At 60.8% G+C, this 14,175-nt stretch carries 12 protein-coding genes and 1 pseudogene; 10 read left to right on the forward strand and 3 right to left on the reverse strand.

Annotated elements, in window-relative coordinates; genetic code table 11:
• Positions 1 to 67: 67 nt before the first annotated feature.
• Positions 68 to 1,378, reverse strand: coding sequence for a Rieske 2Fe-2S domain-containing protein (locus VJS46_RS13605; RefSeq protein WP_324060607.1), 1,311 nt, complete (start codon positions 1,376 to 1,378; stop codon positions 68 to 70).
• Positions 1,379 to 1,563: 185 nt separating this feature from the next.
• On the opposite strand from VJS46_RS13605, the gene VJS46_RS13610 reads away from it, so the two are divergent.
• The 8 genes from VJS46_RS13610 (at position 1,564) to VJS46_RS13645 (ending at position 9,857) form a co-directional block, all read left to right on the forward strand.
• Positions 1,564 to 1,824 (forward strand): hypothetical protein, encoded by a 261-nt coding sequence (locus tag VJS46_RS13610; protein ID WP_324060608.1) that lies wholly within the window; start codon positions 1,564 to 1,566, stop codon positions 1,822 to 1,824.
• A gap of 148 nt (positions 1,825 to 1,972) precedes the next feature.
• Positions 1,973 to 3,187, forward strand: a complete 1,215-nt coding sequence (locus VJS46_RS13615) for a cytochrome P450 (RefSeq protein ID WP_324060609.1) — start codon at positions 1,973 to 1,975, stop codon at positions 3,185 to 3,187.
• A gap of 96 nt (positions 3,188 to 3,283) precedes the next feature.
• The gene (locus VJS46_RS13620; protein ID WP_324060610.1) at positions 3,284 to 4,522 is read left to right on the forward strand and encodes a CaiB/BaiF CoA-transferase family protein; all 1,239 of its coding nucleotides are present in this window, start codon (positions 3,284 to 3,286) and stop codon (positions 4,520 to 4,522) included.
• A complete protein-coding gene (locus VJS46_RS13625) occupies positions 4,515 to 5,921 on the forward strand; it encodes an MFS transporter (RefSeq protein WP_324060611.1) in 1,407 nt (468 codons plus the stop codon). Before VJS46_RS13620 ends, VJS46_RS13625 begins: the two co-directional genes overlap by 8 nt.
• Before the next feature lie 73 nt (positions 5,922 to 5,994).
• On the forward strand, positions 5,995 to 6,861 hold the full coding sequence (locus VJS46_RS13630; RefSeq protein ID WP_324060612.1) for a 3-keto-5-aminohexanoate cleavage protein: 867 nt from the start codon (positions 5,995 to 5,997) through the stop codon (positions 6,859 to 6,861).
• A 104-nt stretch (positions 6,862 to 6,965) separates the two neighbouring features.
• Positions 6,966 to 8,021 carry an LLM class flavin-dependent oxidoreductase gene (locus VJS46_RS13635; RefSeq protein ID WP_324060613.1) on the forward strand — a complete coding sequence of 352 codons (1,056 nt, stop codon included), beginning with the start codon at positions 6,966 to 6,968 and terminating at the stop codon, positions 8,019 to 8,021.
• A gap of 16 nt (positions 8,022 to 8,037) precedes the next feature.
• A complete protein-coding gene (locus VJS46_RS13640) occupies positions 8,038 to 8,388 on the forward strand; it encodes a putative quinol monooxygenase (RefSeq protein WP_324060614.1) in 351 nt (116 codons plus the stop codon).
• Positions 8,389 to 8,471: 83 nt separating this feature from the next.
• Positions 8,472 to 9,857: an aldehyde dehydrogenase gene (locus VJS46_RS13645; RefSeq protein ID WP_324060615.1), complete on the forward strand. Its 1,386-nt coding sequence runs from the start codon at positions 8,472 to 8,474 to the stop codon at positions 9,855 to 9,857.
• A 139-nt stretch (positions 9,858 to 9,996) separates the two neighbouring features.
• Here VJS46_RS13645 and VJS46_RS13650 read toward each other — a convergent pair.
• Positions 9,997 to 10,155: pseudogene (locus VJS46_RS13650) on the reverse strand (transposase); the annotation flags it as partial.
• Between the two features lie 226 nt (positions 10,156 to 10,381).
• The gene (locus VJS46_RS13655; protein WP_324060616.1) at positions 10,382 to 11,224 is read right to left on the reverse strand and encodes an IclR family transcriptional regulator; all 843 of its coding nucleotides are present in this window, start codon (positions 11,222 to 11,224) and stop codon (positions 10,382 to 10,384) included.
• A gap of 244 nt (positions 11,225 to 11,468) precedes the next feature.
• Here VJS46_RS13655 and VJS46_RS13660 point away from each other — a divergent pair, with 244 nt between their 5' ends.
• Positions 11,469 to 13,742, forward strand: coding sequence for an acyl-CoA dehydrogenase (locus tag VJS46_RS13660; RefSeq protein ID WP_324060617.1), 2,274 nt, complete (start codon positions 11,469 to 11,471; stop codon positions 13,740 to 13,742).
• 50 nt (positions 13,743 to 13,792) lie between these two features.
• A partial coding sequence (locus tag VJS46_RS13665; RefSeq protein WP_324060618.1) for an enoyl-CoA hydratase-related protein occupies positions 13,793 to 14,175 on the forward strand: 383 nt, incomplete at its 3' end.

Consider the following 14,175-nt stretch of genomic DNA (forward strand, 5'->3'; position numbering starts at 1 on the left):
CTCCGCCGGATATGGCTGCGTGCATGGCGAGCCACAGGAAAATCCCGGTGGCTCGTCTCAGATGCGTTCAGGCCTCGAGCCGCTCCCGCTGCACGAATTCCTCCGGCAGCGTGATCTTCTGCCAGCTTTGTCCCTTTTCCACTGCCCCTTCGCCGACGTAGACATTCGAATAATCGACCGGGCTGCGCAAACCGATCGGCTTGCGGCCTTCCTGGACATCGCGCGCCATATCCATCAGGATTCGACGGATGCGGACGACGACCTGATCCGCAGGGATCAGATTTTCCTGTGTGCGGTCGTAAATCGCTCCCATCGATTCCGCGACGATGATGTCTTCCGGAATGAAGGGGGGCATGCCCGTGAAGCGGCCGTTCCGCATCCCTTCGCGATCCTGGTACCAATTATTATCGCGGCTGGCCCTGCCGGGACTGTCGCAAGTCTCCGGCGAAAAGCCCAGGCGGTCCAATGTCTCGGGATCGAGGCTCATGAACCGCATCGCTGCCAGCGGCTCTTCAGGGGTCGTCCAGGCGCTGTCATAGTTTCCGAGATAGCCGATGGTCCGGTAGGAATCGATTGGGGTGAAAAAGGCGAAGGTTCCCTGGTCGGGATAGGCACCGTTGGTGATCACAGTGGACGGGGCAGCGAAGACGGAGGTTTTGCAGGTTTCATAGGTGCTGCCGTCGGGCCTCGTAATCGTGCGAAAGGCCGCCGAAAACTGACCAAATTCTGTCGCATAGGTGTCAAAGCGTGGCGCCGCATCCGCCATGATGCGCCGGAAGGCGTTATTGTCGGTGACGGGATGCTGACGCGTCAGCGCATCCTGATGAAGCGTTGTCAGATGAGAGGAATCGGCGCCCCCGTCGATCGCCTGAATATAGTTGGTATTATATATGACCGGCGCGATGAAATATTGCTCCGGAGCGAAATCGAGCCACCGCCAATTCGGAAAAGGCGGCTGTTCTTCGCGCGGCCCCAGATAAACGAAGATCAGCCCGCCTCTTTCCACCACAGGAAAGGCCGGCTGGCGGTAGCGCTGCTTGAACCGGTCGTCGGTGGCGTTCGGCATGTCGATGATCGTGCCGTCGACATCGAACTTCCACCCGTGGAAGATGCAGCGCAGACCGCCCTCCTCGATTCGGCCAAGGCACAAAGAAGCGCCGCGATGACAGCATAGCTCGCGAAGGCAGCCGATCTTGTCGTTGCTGTCGCGGAACAGGACATAGTCCTCTCCAAGCATCGTCGACCGCCTGGGGTCGCTATTGGCCTGGGGAAAATCGCGGGACAGGCCGGCGACAAGCCAATAACGCTTGAACGCAGCGTTCATCGGCGTGCCGGGCTCCACGCGGCAGAGAAAATCATTATCTTCGCGCGTCATCATAAAAACTCTCCCAATTTTCATACAGGCCGGTTGCGGGCCGTTCGCTGCCATATTGGACTGACGCCCTGGCCTACGGAACCCATCGCGCCGATAGCTTCAACATCTTTCACGCATGAGGTTATAGTGTGCCTTGACAATGTCAAGCAATTCAAGTTAATCAACCACCATACAAAAGGGAGGAACCGATGAAGGTGGTTGGGCTGCGTCTTTTGACTATGATTTCAACCGCTGGCTCGCCTGCAATAGCTTTCGCGCAAGATGCGGCGGCGCCTGCGGGAAACGCTTCGTCCGCGCAGATCGGCGACATCGTCGTCACGGCGCAGCGGCGCGCCGAATCCGCACAGGACGTGCCGATTTCGCCGCAAAGCTTCTCTGCAGATGCCCGCGTTTACCGTCCTTTCGGCCAGTCGACCCCGGCAACAATTTCTTCCTGTCCCTCTGGGTGAAGAACTTGTTGGACAAGGAGTATGACTATACCATTACTCCGTTGCCCCCTGCCGGTCTGGTCGGCCTTCACGCCCCGCCACGGACCTATGGAGCGAGCGCGGGCTTTCACATATGTGCCTGTGCAAGAGGAAGAGGTTAGCGTATCCCATGGCGACAAAGCATAATACGGTCGAGGACTGTCCGGTCTATGAAGGGGACCTGGTTTCCCCCGAGGCGCTTCGGGATCCCTTTCCCCATTATCGGCGGATCAGGGATCTTGGACCCGTCGTGCGTCTCAAGCATCCCGACGTCTATGCCATTGGCCGCTTTACCGATGTTCAGCAGGCGTTGCGGCTGCCCGAGGTCCTCGTTTCGACGCGGGGCATCGGCTTCAACGACATCGTCAACACACCGCTGGAGCAGCCGCCGGTCATCCAGTCGGGCGGCGAACGCCACAAGAAGTTGCGCAGGGTCATCACCAAGCCGCTGACGCCTGCCGCGCTCAAGGAACATCGCGAGATGCTCAAGGCGCTGATCAGCAGCCGCCTCGACAGCATTGTCGACCAAGGCGAAATCGATGCAGTGACGACCATTGCCCGCCATCTTCCGCTGGAAGCGATTTCGCGCCTGGTCGGCCTGCCTGAAGAAGGGCGCGCGAACATGCTCCGATGGGCGTCGGCGAGCTTCAACAGCGCCGGTCCACTCAACGCCGATGGCACGATGGATCCTCAACTGGCCGGGGATTTCGAGATTTTCCGGGAGTTCAACGCCTATTTTCGTGAAATCAATCCGGCCCATCTGCGTCCGGGATCATGGACCGACATGCTGTTCCAGGCTGCCAAGGCCGGTGTCCTCAGCCCTGAGGAAGCACGGGCGGGGATGAGCGCTCTTGTATTGCCCAGCCTCGATACGACGATCTACGCCAAGGGCAATCTTCTCTATAATCTGGGGTGCAATCCGGACCAATGGGCGCTGCTGCGCGATAACCCGGCTCTGATCTCCAGCGCGGTGCTGGAAGGTGTACGCTACAGCGCGACCGTCCGGTGGTTCTCGCGGGTTGCGGCTCAGGAATATGAAGTCGGCGAATATGTGATACCCCAAGGTGGGCGCGTGATGCTGCTGTACGGGTCGGCAAACCGGGACGAGCGCCATTATCCCGATCCCGACCGGTTCGATGTCACCCGCAACCCTGTCGATCAGCTCGGATGGGGCACCGGTCCGCACATGTGCGGCGGCATGCATCTCGCCAAACTGGAGATGGAGGTTCTGTTGGAGGCGATGATCGAGCGCGTAGCCCGCATCGAAGTCGGTTCTCCGGTTATCGGCACCAACAGGGGACTATACGGTTTCGACAGCTTGCCGATCAGCCTGCACAGCAAATGATGCGCGTGGAAGCTTTGCACTGACGCTGAACCTGAAGCGCAGCGGTCGCGGGAATATGGCGGCCGATGAATTAAAAACATTCGAACGGAGATTTAAATGGCCGGAGATAGCCACTCAAAACACCGCGCTGACAGTCCGCTGCAGGGTGTCAAGGTGCTGGAATTGACGCAATATATCGCCGGACCTTTTGCGGGGCAGCAACTTGCGGATTTCGGCGCGGACGTGATCAAGATCGAACGGCCCGGCAGCGGCGATCCGTTCAGGACCTATATCGGCGGCAAGGACATCCAGGATTACGGCGTCCACTATCGCGCCTACAACAAGAACAAGAAAAGCGTCACGCTCGATCTGCAGAATCCTGCCGCCCGGGACATCTTCCGGCGCCTGGCGGCGGAGGCCGATGTCGTGCTTGAAAACTTCAGGCCCGGCGTGATGGACCGGCTCGGCATCGGCTATGACGATCTCCGAAAGACAAATCCCCGCCTGATCTACTGCTCCGTTGCCGGGTTCAGCAGTGATGGCCCCTACCGTGACCGGCCGGCTTTCGACACTGTTGGACAGGCCCTGTCCGGCATTCTCTACACATTTGTCGATCCCGACGAGCCGAAGCTCCGTGGGCCAACCCTTGCCGATCAGGCGACAGCGCTGCAGGCATCGAACGCGATCATGGCGGCGCTTTATGGGAGGAGCGTGAGCGGCGTTGGTTCACGGATCGACATCACCATGGTCGATGCGTCGGTCGGCTTCATCCCCGATTTCCATTCCTACTATACCGACGCCGGCGTCTCGATGGAGCCGGATTCGCGTGCGTCCGTGTCGCAGGCCGTCATCATGCGCTGCACGGATGGTATGATCTCGTTTCAGCTTGCCGGCTTGACACGCGCTTGGGGCGGACTGTGCCGGGCTATGGGGCATCCGGAATTAGCGGACGATCCTCGTTTCAGCGAGCGCCCGATCCGTGTCCAGAACTGGTCCGAATTGCTCGACGTCATGAGGCCGATTTTTGCCGGTCATTCGCGGTCCCATTGGGAGGAAAGGCTCGGTGCTGAGGGCATTCCCTACTCGCCCGTCCTGTCGATTCCGGAAGTGCATGAAGATCCGGAGGTCAAGCATAGCGAGCTGTTCCAGCAGGTGCAGCACCCTCTTGCGGGTACCGTGACGATGATGCGGCGTCCGGCGCGGATCGACCGTTCGCGCGGTCCGCAACAGGCGCTGCCTGCTTTGCTGGGCGAGCATAATGACAGCGTGCTGGCCGACCTGGGCTACAGCAGCAGTGAAATTGCCGCCTTGCGCGCCGACGGCGTAATCGGCGCCAGTGTCACAGAATGTGAGTAGATGTAGCGTGCGCGCCGCCAACGAGACCGTCATCGGCCTTTCAGCCGTCCCGCACGCCGACATAGGCGTCACGGCGAGGCAGGTCAGGATGCCCTTGGGACGGGCGTGGGCGATGATCGGCGTCCTTTCGGCGCTGTTCGTCGTCTCGATGGTGGACAGGTTCGCCCTTGGCCTGCTGGTGGAACCGCTGAAGCGGGATCTTGGCGTCTCCGACGTTCAGCTCGGATTCCTGTTCGGATCCGCCTTTGCCATCTTCTATGGGGCGATCACCATCCCTCTGGCGCGGCTGGCCGACCGGGGCAATCGCCTTCAACTGATCTTCTTCGCAGTAATCCTGTGGTCGGCGTGCACAATCCTTTCGGGGTTCGCAACCTCGTTCCTGATGCTGGTTCTCCTCCGCATCGGCCTTGCGGTCGGGGAGGCGGCCCTGACGCCCGCCACCTATTCCCTGATCGGAGATGCATTGCCCCCGAACCGCCGGACTATCGGCGGCGCCATTTTCAACGCCTTCGGGATGGCCGGCGCATCGGGCGCATATATGATCGGGTCAGCAGCGATCAGCTTCACCCACGCGGTTCAGCATGCCGGCCATTTTGTCGATTTCAGGGAATGGCAAGCGGTTTTCATCATCATCGGCCTTCCCGGACTTGTGCTCGCCCTTATTCTCGCCGCGGTGGGCAGGGAGCCTGCCAGAACAGCCGCGGCCCACGACGTTGGGGCCGCCACCTTCGGTGATGTCGTGCGATATGCGCGATCGCAAGGTTGGCTTTATCCGGGCCTGTTCCTTGGCGCGGGCTGCACGGTGCTCGGCACGAACGGCTTTCTTGCCTGGACCCCGACCTATCTGTCGCGCGCCTATGGAATGTCGATCATCGATGCGGGCCGCGTTTTTGGAAGCTATAATTTCATCACTTTCATCGCCGCCAGCATCATCGTGCCTTTTATCGGCGCCTGGATCGGCCGCCGCCGGCCCGACGGCGTCATACTGGTCGGCGTGGCATGTGCGGCATTGAGCACCATTTTTTGCGTGACGGCTGTGCTCCAGCCGTCGCCGTCCTTATTTCTTGTCTGCACATTTGCCGGTCTGTTCTTTGCGGTTGGTGGTGCAAGCAATGCGATATCGTCCATCCACATGTTCACACCGTCCCGTATGCGCGCGACGCTGACGGCATTGATGCTGATCTGTCTGACGACGATCGCCCTGGGTGTCGCGCCGCCGCTCGCCGGACTGCTTTCCAGCCAGTTCGGCTCGGGGAAGGCCGCGCTCGGCGTTGGCCTCGGTCTCGTGGCCGCCTTCGGAGGATCAATGGCCGTGCTGCTTCTTTTCGCGGCCCGCAAGCGCGTTTTGCGCTATCTTGCCGCTTCGCAAGACGAGCATGCGATCAACGCCATGTCCTGAACCCAATGGGACGACCGGCTGGCGGGCGCCAGCTAACCCGCTGCGCGGCACAAAATGAACGATGGAGGTTCGGATGGCGACTGATGATGGCAAAACCTGGCTGGAAGTCGCGCTCAATGGCGGATGGGGCCGTGGCCTCCAGCCATTGATTCCGGTGAGCGTCAGGGAGATCGTTGAAGAAGGCGTCGCGTGCGTACGCGCCGGCGCCGCAGTCGTGCATTTCCATGCCTATGACGAAGCGACCGGATCCCCGAGCGACGATACGGATCTCTATGCGGCAGTGATCGAGGGAATCCGTGCGGAAATCGACGCCATCGTCTATCCGACAATCGCTTTCGACGGCAATGACCGCTATGCTTTCGTCGAAACTCTCGCGCGCAGGGGCCTGCTTGAATGGGCCGCGCTCGACACCGGCTCGGTAAATCTCAGCCGTTTCTCTGAGGTTGCCGCCGGCAGGCCGGGCGGGCTTTACATCAATGACGAGCCCGGCATGAGACACGGAATTGCCCTGGCGAGGGAATATGGTTTCCACCCCTCCTATGCCTGTTACGAACCCGGCTTCATCCGGCTCGGCGCGGCACTTCACCGTGCCTTTCCGGATGTGCCTCAGCCGATCTATCGCCTCATGTTCTCGGATGGTCTGGCGTTCGGATTTCCTCCAGAGCGCTATGCGCTGGAAGCCTATCAGACGATGCTTTCGGTTGAGGCGCCGGAAGCCCCGGTGATGATCGCCGGTCTTGATGCCGATCTGTCTGGCATTACCGGCGCGGCTCTGGCGGCAGGCATGCATTTGCGGGTCGGACTGGAAGATGCGCCGCTCGGTAGTCAACTCGGCAATGTCGCACTTGTGGAGGCTGCCGCCAGAACATTGCCTCAGCTCGCAACCGCCGCTGACATCCGGCGGGCGCTGGGCCATGAGGAGGCGGCAAAGGAGAACTGAACTCAAGCGATACGCCGCGAAAGCAGACCGGTCCAATGGCTCTGGCGGCGTCGCCCAAAGGGGGCGGTCAGAAGATATGATTATGAGAGGGCTTTTATATGGACATGGCGATTCAACTCCCGACCAAGGCAAATTCATGGGAGGTGGCGGTGCGTGCCGAGCAACTCGGCTATTCGCATATTTGGTTCTACGATACGCCGCTTCTGAATGCCGAACTCTTTGCTGCCATGGCGGCGGCAGCCGTGAAAACGTCTAGGATCAAGCTCGGCACCGGGGTAATGATACCGTCCAACCGGCTTGCGCCGGTCGCCGCCAGTGGTCTTGCAACCCTGAACGCGCTCGCGCCCGGGCGGGTCGTGTTTGGCGTTTCAACAGGCTTCACTGGACGGCGGACGATGGGGCTGAAACCGGTCACGCTCGCGCGCATGGCCAAGTTTATTGATGTTGTGCAGGCGCTTCTTGCGGGGGAAATGACCGAGTTTGAGGAAGAAGGGGCAATACACAAGATCCGCTTCCTCAATCCTGAACTGGGGTTGATCAACATCAAGGACCCCATTCCCCTGGCCGTTTCCGCGCTCGGACCAAAGGCGCGCGCGCTGACGGTGGAGAAGGGCGCCCAATGGATCGGCGCGGCGACATATCCGGAACGTGAGCAGGCGGAGCTCGAAGAAGTCCGCGCGCTCTGGTCCCAGGCTGGACGCGACCCGGCGGATCTTTACTCAATCACTACGATAGGTGGCCGCGTGCTCGACGAAGGCGAATCCCCTGACAGCGCCAAGACATTGGCGCAGGCTGGCCCTGCTGCGGCCATTGCTTTTCACAATCTGGTTGAGGAAAAGGAATATGGCTCCATCATGCCAGGAGAGTTTCCGTTTCCCGATGCGCTTGACGCCTACGCGAAGGTTTATGGAAGCTACGAGCCTGCCGATGCGCGGTATCTGACCAATCACCGCGGGCACCTGATGTTCGTGCGGCCGGATGAAACGCATCTCACCGGCAATGTCATCAAGGCCCTTACCATGACCGCCACGAAAGCGGAGCTGGTCGACCGGCTGAGGGGACTGAAGGAACTTGGATATAGCCAGGTGCAGTTCCATGTCGTTCCGGGGCATGAAAATGAGATGATGGAGCGCTGGGCGGACGTCATGGCCGCATTATGATCCGGGAGTAAAAGGAATGGCTGTTGCCCGTCACTATCATTTGAAAGCCGCTGACGGCAAAGCTGGCGGGTTGGCGGCTGCGCTCTCGCAGCTTGCGGGTGCGCTAGTCTCTTTGCCGGGCTTTGCAGGGGCCGAGATACCGGTTCGCGCTGACCAACCGGACCCGTTCGTCTTTGTCGAGAAGTGGACTTCGGCCGAAGCCCATAAGGACAGCGCGCCGCACATGCCCAAAGCTGTCATGGCGTCCATCATGAGCGCGATTTCCGGCCGTCCCGAAGTCGTGGAGTTGCTGGCAATAACTAACGAACCGATGTGCAGCGGCCGATCAGGAGTCGCTGCACCTTCCTGCAGGAGAGATTGGAAATGACCCAACGGCCGTTTGACCCGCAAGGTGAACTTTCCGAAAATGTGCGTACTCGCTTTTTCATTGATGGTGCCTGGAGGGAGCCTATGGGCTCCGAGCGCCTGGATTTGATATCGCCGGTTACCGAAGAGTTGACGCTGAGCATGCCGGCCGGTGCGGACGCTGACATGGACGCAGCTGTTGCCGCTGCCCGCCGTGCTTTTGACGCGAGCGACTGGCCGCGCCTTTCCCCATCGGAGCGCGCGAGCTACATGCTCCGGATCGCCGACGAGCTCGACAAGCGGACTGACCTGCTGAAGCGGGTCTGGACCGCGCAGGTGGGCGCGCCGCAATTTTTCGTGGAACTGTCCACGGAGATGGCCGCCGCGCAGTTCCGCTATTATGCCGCCATGGCAGAGAGCTATCCGTTCGAAGAGGAGCGGCCGGCCACCCATGGCAAGGTGAAAGTTCTGCGGGAACCAGTAGGTGTCTCGGCTCTGATCATTCCATGGAACACGCCACTTGTGCTGCTCACGGGCAAGGCTGCGCCTGCAATGCTGGCAGGCTGCACGATGGTGGTGAAGCCGAGCCCCGAGACACCGCTGGACGCATTGATCCTGGCGGAATGCGTAGCCGCTGCGGGCGTTCCGGCAGGCGTGTTCAATGTCGTCCCTGCAGGCCGGGAGGCAGGTAACACCCTCATCAGCGATCCGCGCGTGGACAAGGTCAGCTTCACCGGTTCCACCGATGCCGGCCGCCACATCGCGAAGGTGTGCGCGGATCGGGTGGCGCGGGTCAGCCTCGAACTTGGCGGCAAGTCCGCCTCGATCCTGTGCGACGACGCCGATATTGATACATGGACGCAGTCGGTGGCGCTGATGACCATGCCATTCAGCGGGCAGATCTGCTTTTCGCAGACTCGCGTGCTCGTGCCGCAGAGCCGGCATGACGCGTTCCTTGATGCCTATGTCGCGCAAATTGAAAATTTCAAGGTGGGCGATCCCTGGGACCCGGAGACATTCATAGGGCCGGTTTCGATGGCGCGGCAGCGGGACCGGGTGCTCGACTATATCGAGGTCGGTCGCCGCGAGGGCGCGAAGGTCGTCACCGGCGGAGGCAAGGTGCCTGGCTTTAATCGCGGCTACTATGTCGCACCCACGATTTTCGACAGTGTCGACAACAATATGCGTATCGCTCGCGAAGAGATTTTCGGCCCCGTCGTTTCTGTAATCAGCTATGCCGATGACGAAGAGGCGATCGCGATCGCCAATGACAGCGAATACGGCCTGAGCGGTTCGGTATTTTCGGCCGATACGGCGCGCGCCGAGCAGATTGCCCGGCGCATCCGCACCGGCCATATTGGCGTCAATTGCTTCAACATCGACATCACAGCGCCCTTTGGCGGTTATAAGAAATCGGGGCTGGGCCGCGAGGCCGGCCCCGAGGGATTGGCCGGGTTCCTGGAGACCAAATCCATGTTCTTGCCAGCCTGATAAAGTAAAGCGATTTCCAGTCAGATGAGAACATCTGACAGTTAAAGAGTTGACGTTAAGAAGCGGTTTTGAGCTGGGGCTCTGGTGTCAGGTTTTGCAGGAACGTTGCGAGGATCAGGCGCAACAAGAGCTTCAGTCAGGCGAGGATGAGGCGGAAGTTGTGGCCGATGGCGGTGAGGACGGCGTTGGCCTGGTTACCGGCATAGCCTTTGAGGAAGTTTCGGCCGAGATGGCCGTCGTTCTTCATGTGGCCGATCACCGGTTCGATCGCCGATCGGCGTTTGAGTTCGCGGTGGATGACGCCGTGGCGCTTTGCCAAGGCCCCATGCTGGAAGAACTCCTCGCCGGTGAAGTACTGGAAGCTTTGGGATTCCCCAAAGCCGCTTTCCTGCAAAACCGGTTACTTCCTCAGGCGGAAAAATCGCGTCGCATCCACAGCCGACTAAAGAAATCGCGCCAGAACCATCGGCATTCGGCCCTGATCAGCGGCTGCTTTGCGCTGTCACGGCCGGATGCCCCCATGATCACGCATATTGGTCGAACGGATTTGGGCAAATTTCGGACCTGGGTCCGTCCGAACCGATGCGGTTGAGAAGCAGCGACGCCTGGTAGGCGCTGTGACGCAGTTCCTCGATCCACGCCGCGCAAGTGGCATCGTCCACCGCGTGATGCACCACGATCGAAAGGATGAAGGGGATGCGGCCATCCTCCGTCCAAACGGGCGCCGAAAGCGCGAAATGGTCAGGCCCTTCATAATTGTATTGCGCATATCCCTTGGGCAACACCGCTTCACGCGCCGCAGCAATGACTTTTTTTATTGCGTCGTCCGAATTGCCGCTCTCGCCCAGTTCGGCCTTGATCAGCTCGCTGGTATAATGTTCGGCCAAATAGGCCATGAACAGCAAACCGGCGCCGGACTGAAGCATCGGCAAATGGCCCGAACGAAATTCGAAAGACCCGACATTTTCCGATCTTTGTATATAGACCGAAACAGGGCCGCCCTGGCTCCACACCGTCACGGCGGTGCTTTGGCCCGTCTGCCGATGAAGCGCTTGGGCGGCGTCCCGCATCACGTCATAGCCGTTCAGTTGCCGGAAGGACGCCAGGCTCAGGGCAAAGGCGCTGGGGCCCAGACGGTAACGTCCGCGCTCTTCCTGTTCAACCAGGCCGGTATTGACCAGGCTCGTCAGATAATTGTGCGCAGCACCGCTTGACAGGCCGCAGCGTTTCGCGACTTCGGACAACTTTACTGCGCCAGGGCCCCGCTGGACCGCCAGCAGGACGCGGTAGCCGATTTCCACCGATTTGATGCGTTTGGATCCGCGGCCGGCAGGTTCGTCAGACAATATATTCAGCTCAGTCATCATTTCAGGTTAGCGGCCAGATTCTTCCATTGCAACGCCCGCGTGCAATGGAGTCCAGCCTTCTTGTGCGGCAATTCCGCTGCTCACTGCCTTTGCAAAAAATAATATGATTCATATGAATTGTTGACAGATCAACTTTAACGGGCCTAGCTTCCCTTCCAGACAAGGAGTTGCGCGCGCGGCGAGACCGATTCTGCCTGCAGGGCCATGGCAACTCTCAACAATTATCAGGAGGGATAGAGGCATCATGGCGATGGAGCTCTCAAAGGAAGAGCGTGCACTGCTGATCGAATCCTTGCGGCGTTTGCTCGAGGGTGGCTGGCCAGTCGAACAAGCTGTCGAATGGGCGAACGATGCGAAGGCGTTGCGCCGGATCATGGGCGAGCTTCATGGCCTTGGCTTGGCCGAGCTGGGCTCGAGCGAAGGGCCGGGGTTGCGGGAAACCCTCATGCTATTCGAGGAGCTTGGGCGCGCGTCTTGCCCGGTGCCGCTGATCGGCCTGTGGCTCGCCAACTGGCTGCTCGATGGAACCAATGACGCAGATGCACGCGCATTCCTGACTGCCGTACAGGCGGGGGAGGCCGTGCCCGCGATAGTCCTGGCGGGTTTCGATGGTGACCGCAATGCGGGCAGTGTTTCCATTGTTGATGGACAGGCGAGCGGCGCGGCTGCGTTCGTCGAGGGCGTCGCGGCTGCAACGCACCTGCTCCTCCTTTCGACAGCTCCCTCTGGCGTGGCGGTCGTCGCCGTGGATGATCCTGGCGTGCGGGTGACACATACGCCCGGTCTTGCGGTTCCCGCGCTGAGCGAGGTGGAACTGGCCTCCCGACCCTCGGTTTGGCTGCCCGTGGAAAAAGAGCGTCTCGCCGATGCTGCGCGCGTTGTGCGGCTCGTAAATACGGCGCGAGCGCTGGGCGCTGCACAGCGCGCCTTCGATCTCGCCCTGGAACATGCAAAGCAGCGCAGGCAGTTCGGGCGCGTGATCGGGGAGTTCCAGGCGATCCAGCACAAGCTGGCGGACTGCCTCAGCAGGCTCGACGGCACGCGATTGTCGCTCGCGGGCGCGGCCGACGCCTCGGATCGCAGAGACGCCAGTTGGATCTACTTTGCTGAAGGAGCGATCGCCTATGCCGGGCCGTCGCTTCGCCAGGTCATCCTCGAGGCGCACCATGTCATGGGCGCGATTGGTTATGCCGAGGAACATGAGTTGCCGCGCCATTTCCGCAGCGTACATGCCGATCTCGTTCGTTTCGGGGGCGCGGCGCGGGCGCGCGGCGCCCTGGCGGACTATCTCCTCGCTCCGGCTCGGGTGAAGGAAAAAGGCTCGTCGAACCTGCCTTCCCATGACACCGATGCAAGCGTGGCCGCATTTCGCAGCCGGATTCGCGCGTGGCTCAATGAGAATTGGACCGACGCCGACCGCAGTGCAAACCGCCTCCTCCCCTTCACGGACCGCGCTTATAATCGCGAATTTTCGAGGAAAATGGGCGCAGCCGGCTGGACCGGTCTTGATTGGCCGAAGGAGGTCGGCGGGCAGGCGCGCAGTCCGGGCGAGCAGCTCGCCTTTATCGAAGAGCTCGAGTTCGCAGAGGCGCCGACCGATGCGAACATGGCGGGCGAGACGATCGTCGGCCCGGCCATCATCCGCTACGGCTCGGAAGAGCAGAAGAAGGATTTTTTGCCGGCTTTCCTGCGCGGCGAGCGTTCCTTTGCGCTTCACTATAGCGAACCGGAAGCAGGTTCCGACCTGGCCGCTCTCCGCACCACCGCGCGACGCGAAGGGGACGAGTGGGTAATTTCGGGCCAGAAACTTTGGACAACCGGCGGCGACAAGGCCGAATACGCATTCATGGCCGCGCGTACCGACCCCGAAGCCCAGCCCAAACATGCGGGCATCAGCATTTTCCTCGTGCCGCTCGACACGCCGGGCATCACGATCCGCCCTGGCATGTTCATGTATGGCCGCACCTTCTGCGAGACATTTTACGACGATGTGCGATTGCCGGCCGGGGCGCTGCTTGGCCCTGAAAATGGCGGATGGAAGGTGATCACGGACGCGCTCGCCGCTGAGCGGGTGATGATAGGCACGACGGTCGCCCATCTTCAGCACGTCTTTGACCGGCTCATCGATTACTTGCGTTCGACCGGGGAGTCTGCGGACTCGCCGCGGCTGGACCCCGTGATCCGCGACCGGATAGGGAATCTGGCCGCCGAGATAGAGGTGGCGCGTCAGTTTACGCTGCGCAATGGAAATCTTGTCCAGACGGGCCGTGTCCCGATTTATGAAGCAGCAATGAGCAAGGTTTTTGTCGGCGAACTTCAGGAACGGCTGGGGGAGGCTGCCATGGACATTCTGGGCTCGGGCGGGCTGCTGTCGGAAGAGGCCGCGTCTGCGCCCATTCCCGAGGTCGAGCAGGTGCTTCGTCACTCGCTGATGGGCGTGCTGGGTGGCGGGACCAGCGAGATGCAGCGGAATACCATTGCGCTGCGGGGCCTGAAGCTGCCGCGCCATTCATCCTGAACCTTCGGCCGGGCTGTGCCCGACCAATACAATCTAATGAAGGAATGTCGATGTCTGAACCTGTGATTACTTATGAACTCGAGGGCAAGGTGGCGAAAATTGGCCTTGATCGCCCGGCCAAGCGCAATGCGCTGAGCGCGGAACTGTCCAATCAGCTGAATGAGGCTGTGGCGCGCGCGCAAGCGGAAGCGCGGGTGGGCGTCATCTTCAGCCATGGTGAGCATTTCTGCGCCGGGCTGGACCTTGCGGAAGCCATGAGCTGGATGAACGACCATAACCGCCATCTGGAGATGCGGATCGGATCGGCGGCGGCCGCGCGGCCATTCGACACGATCGCACGCGGAAGCATTCCCTTCGTGGCCGCGGTTAGTGGCGCCTGCATCGGCGGCGGGCTCGAGATGGCTTCCTCCTGCCATATCAGAGTGGCGGACGA

It is taken from the genome of Rhizorhapis sp. (assembly GCF_035276005.1).
In the GTDB taxonomy this organism is placed as follows: Bacteria; Pseudomonadota; Alphaproteobacteria; order Sphingomonadales; family Sphingomonadaceae; genus Rhizorhapis.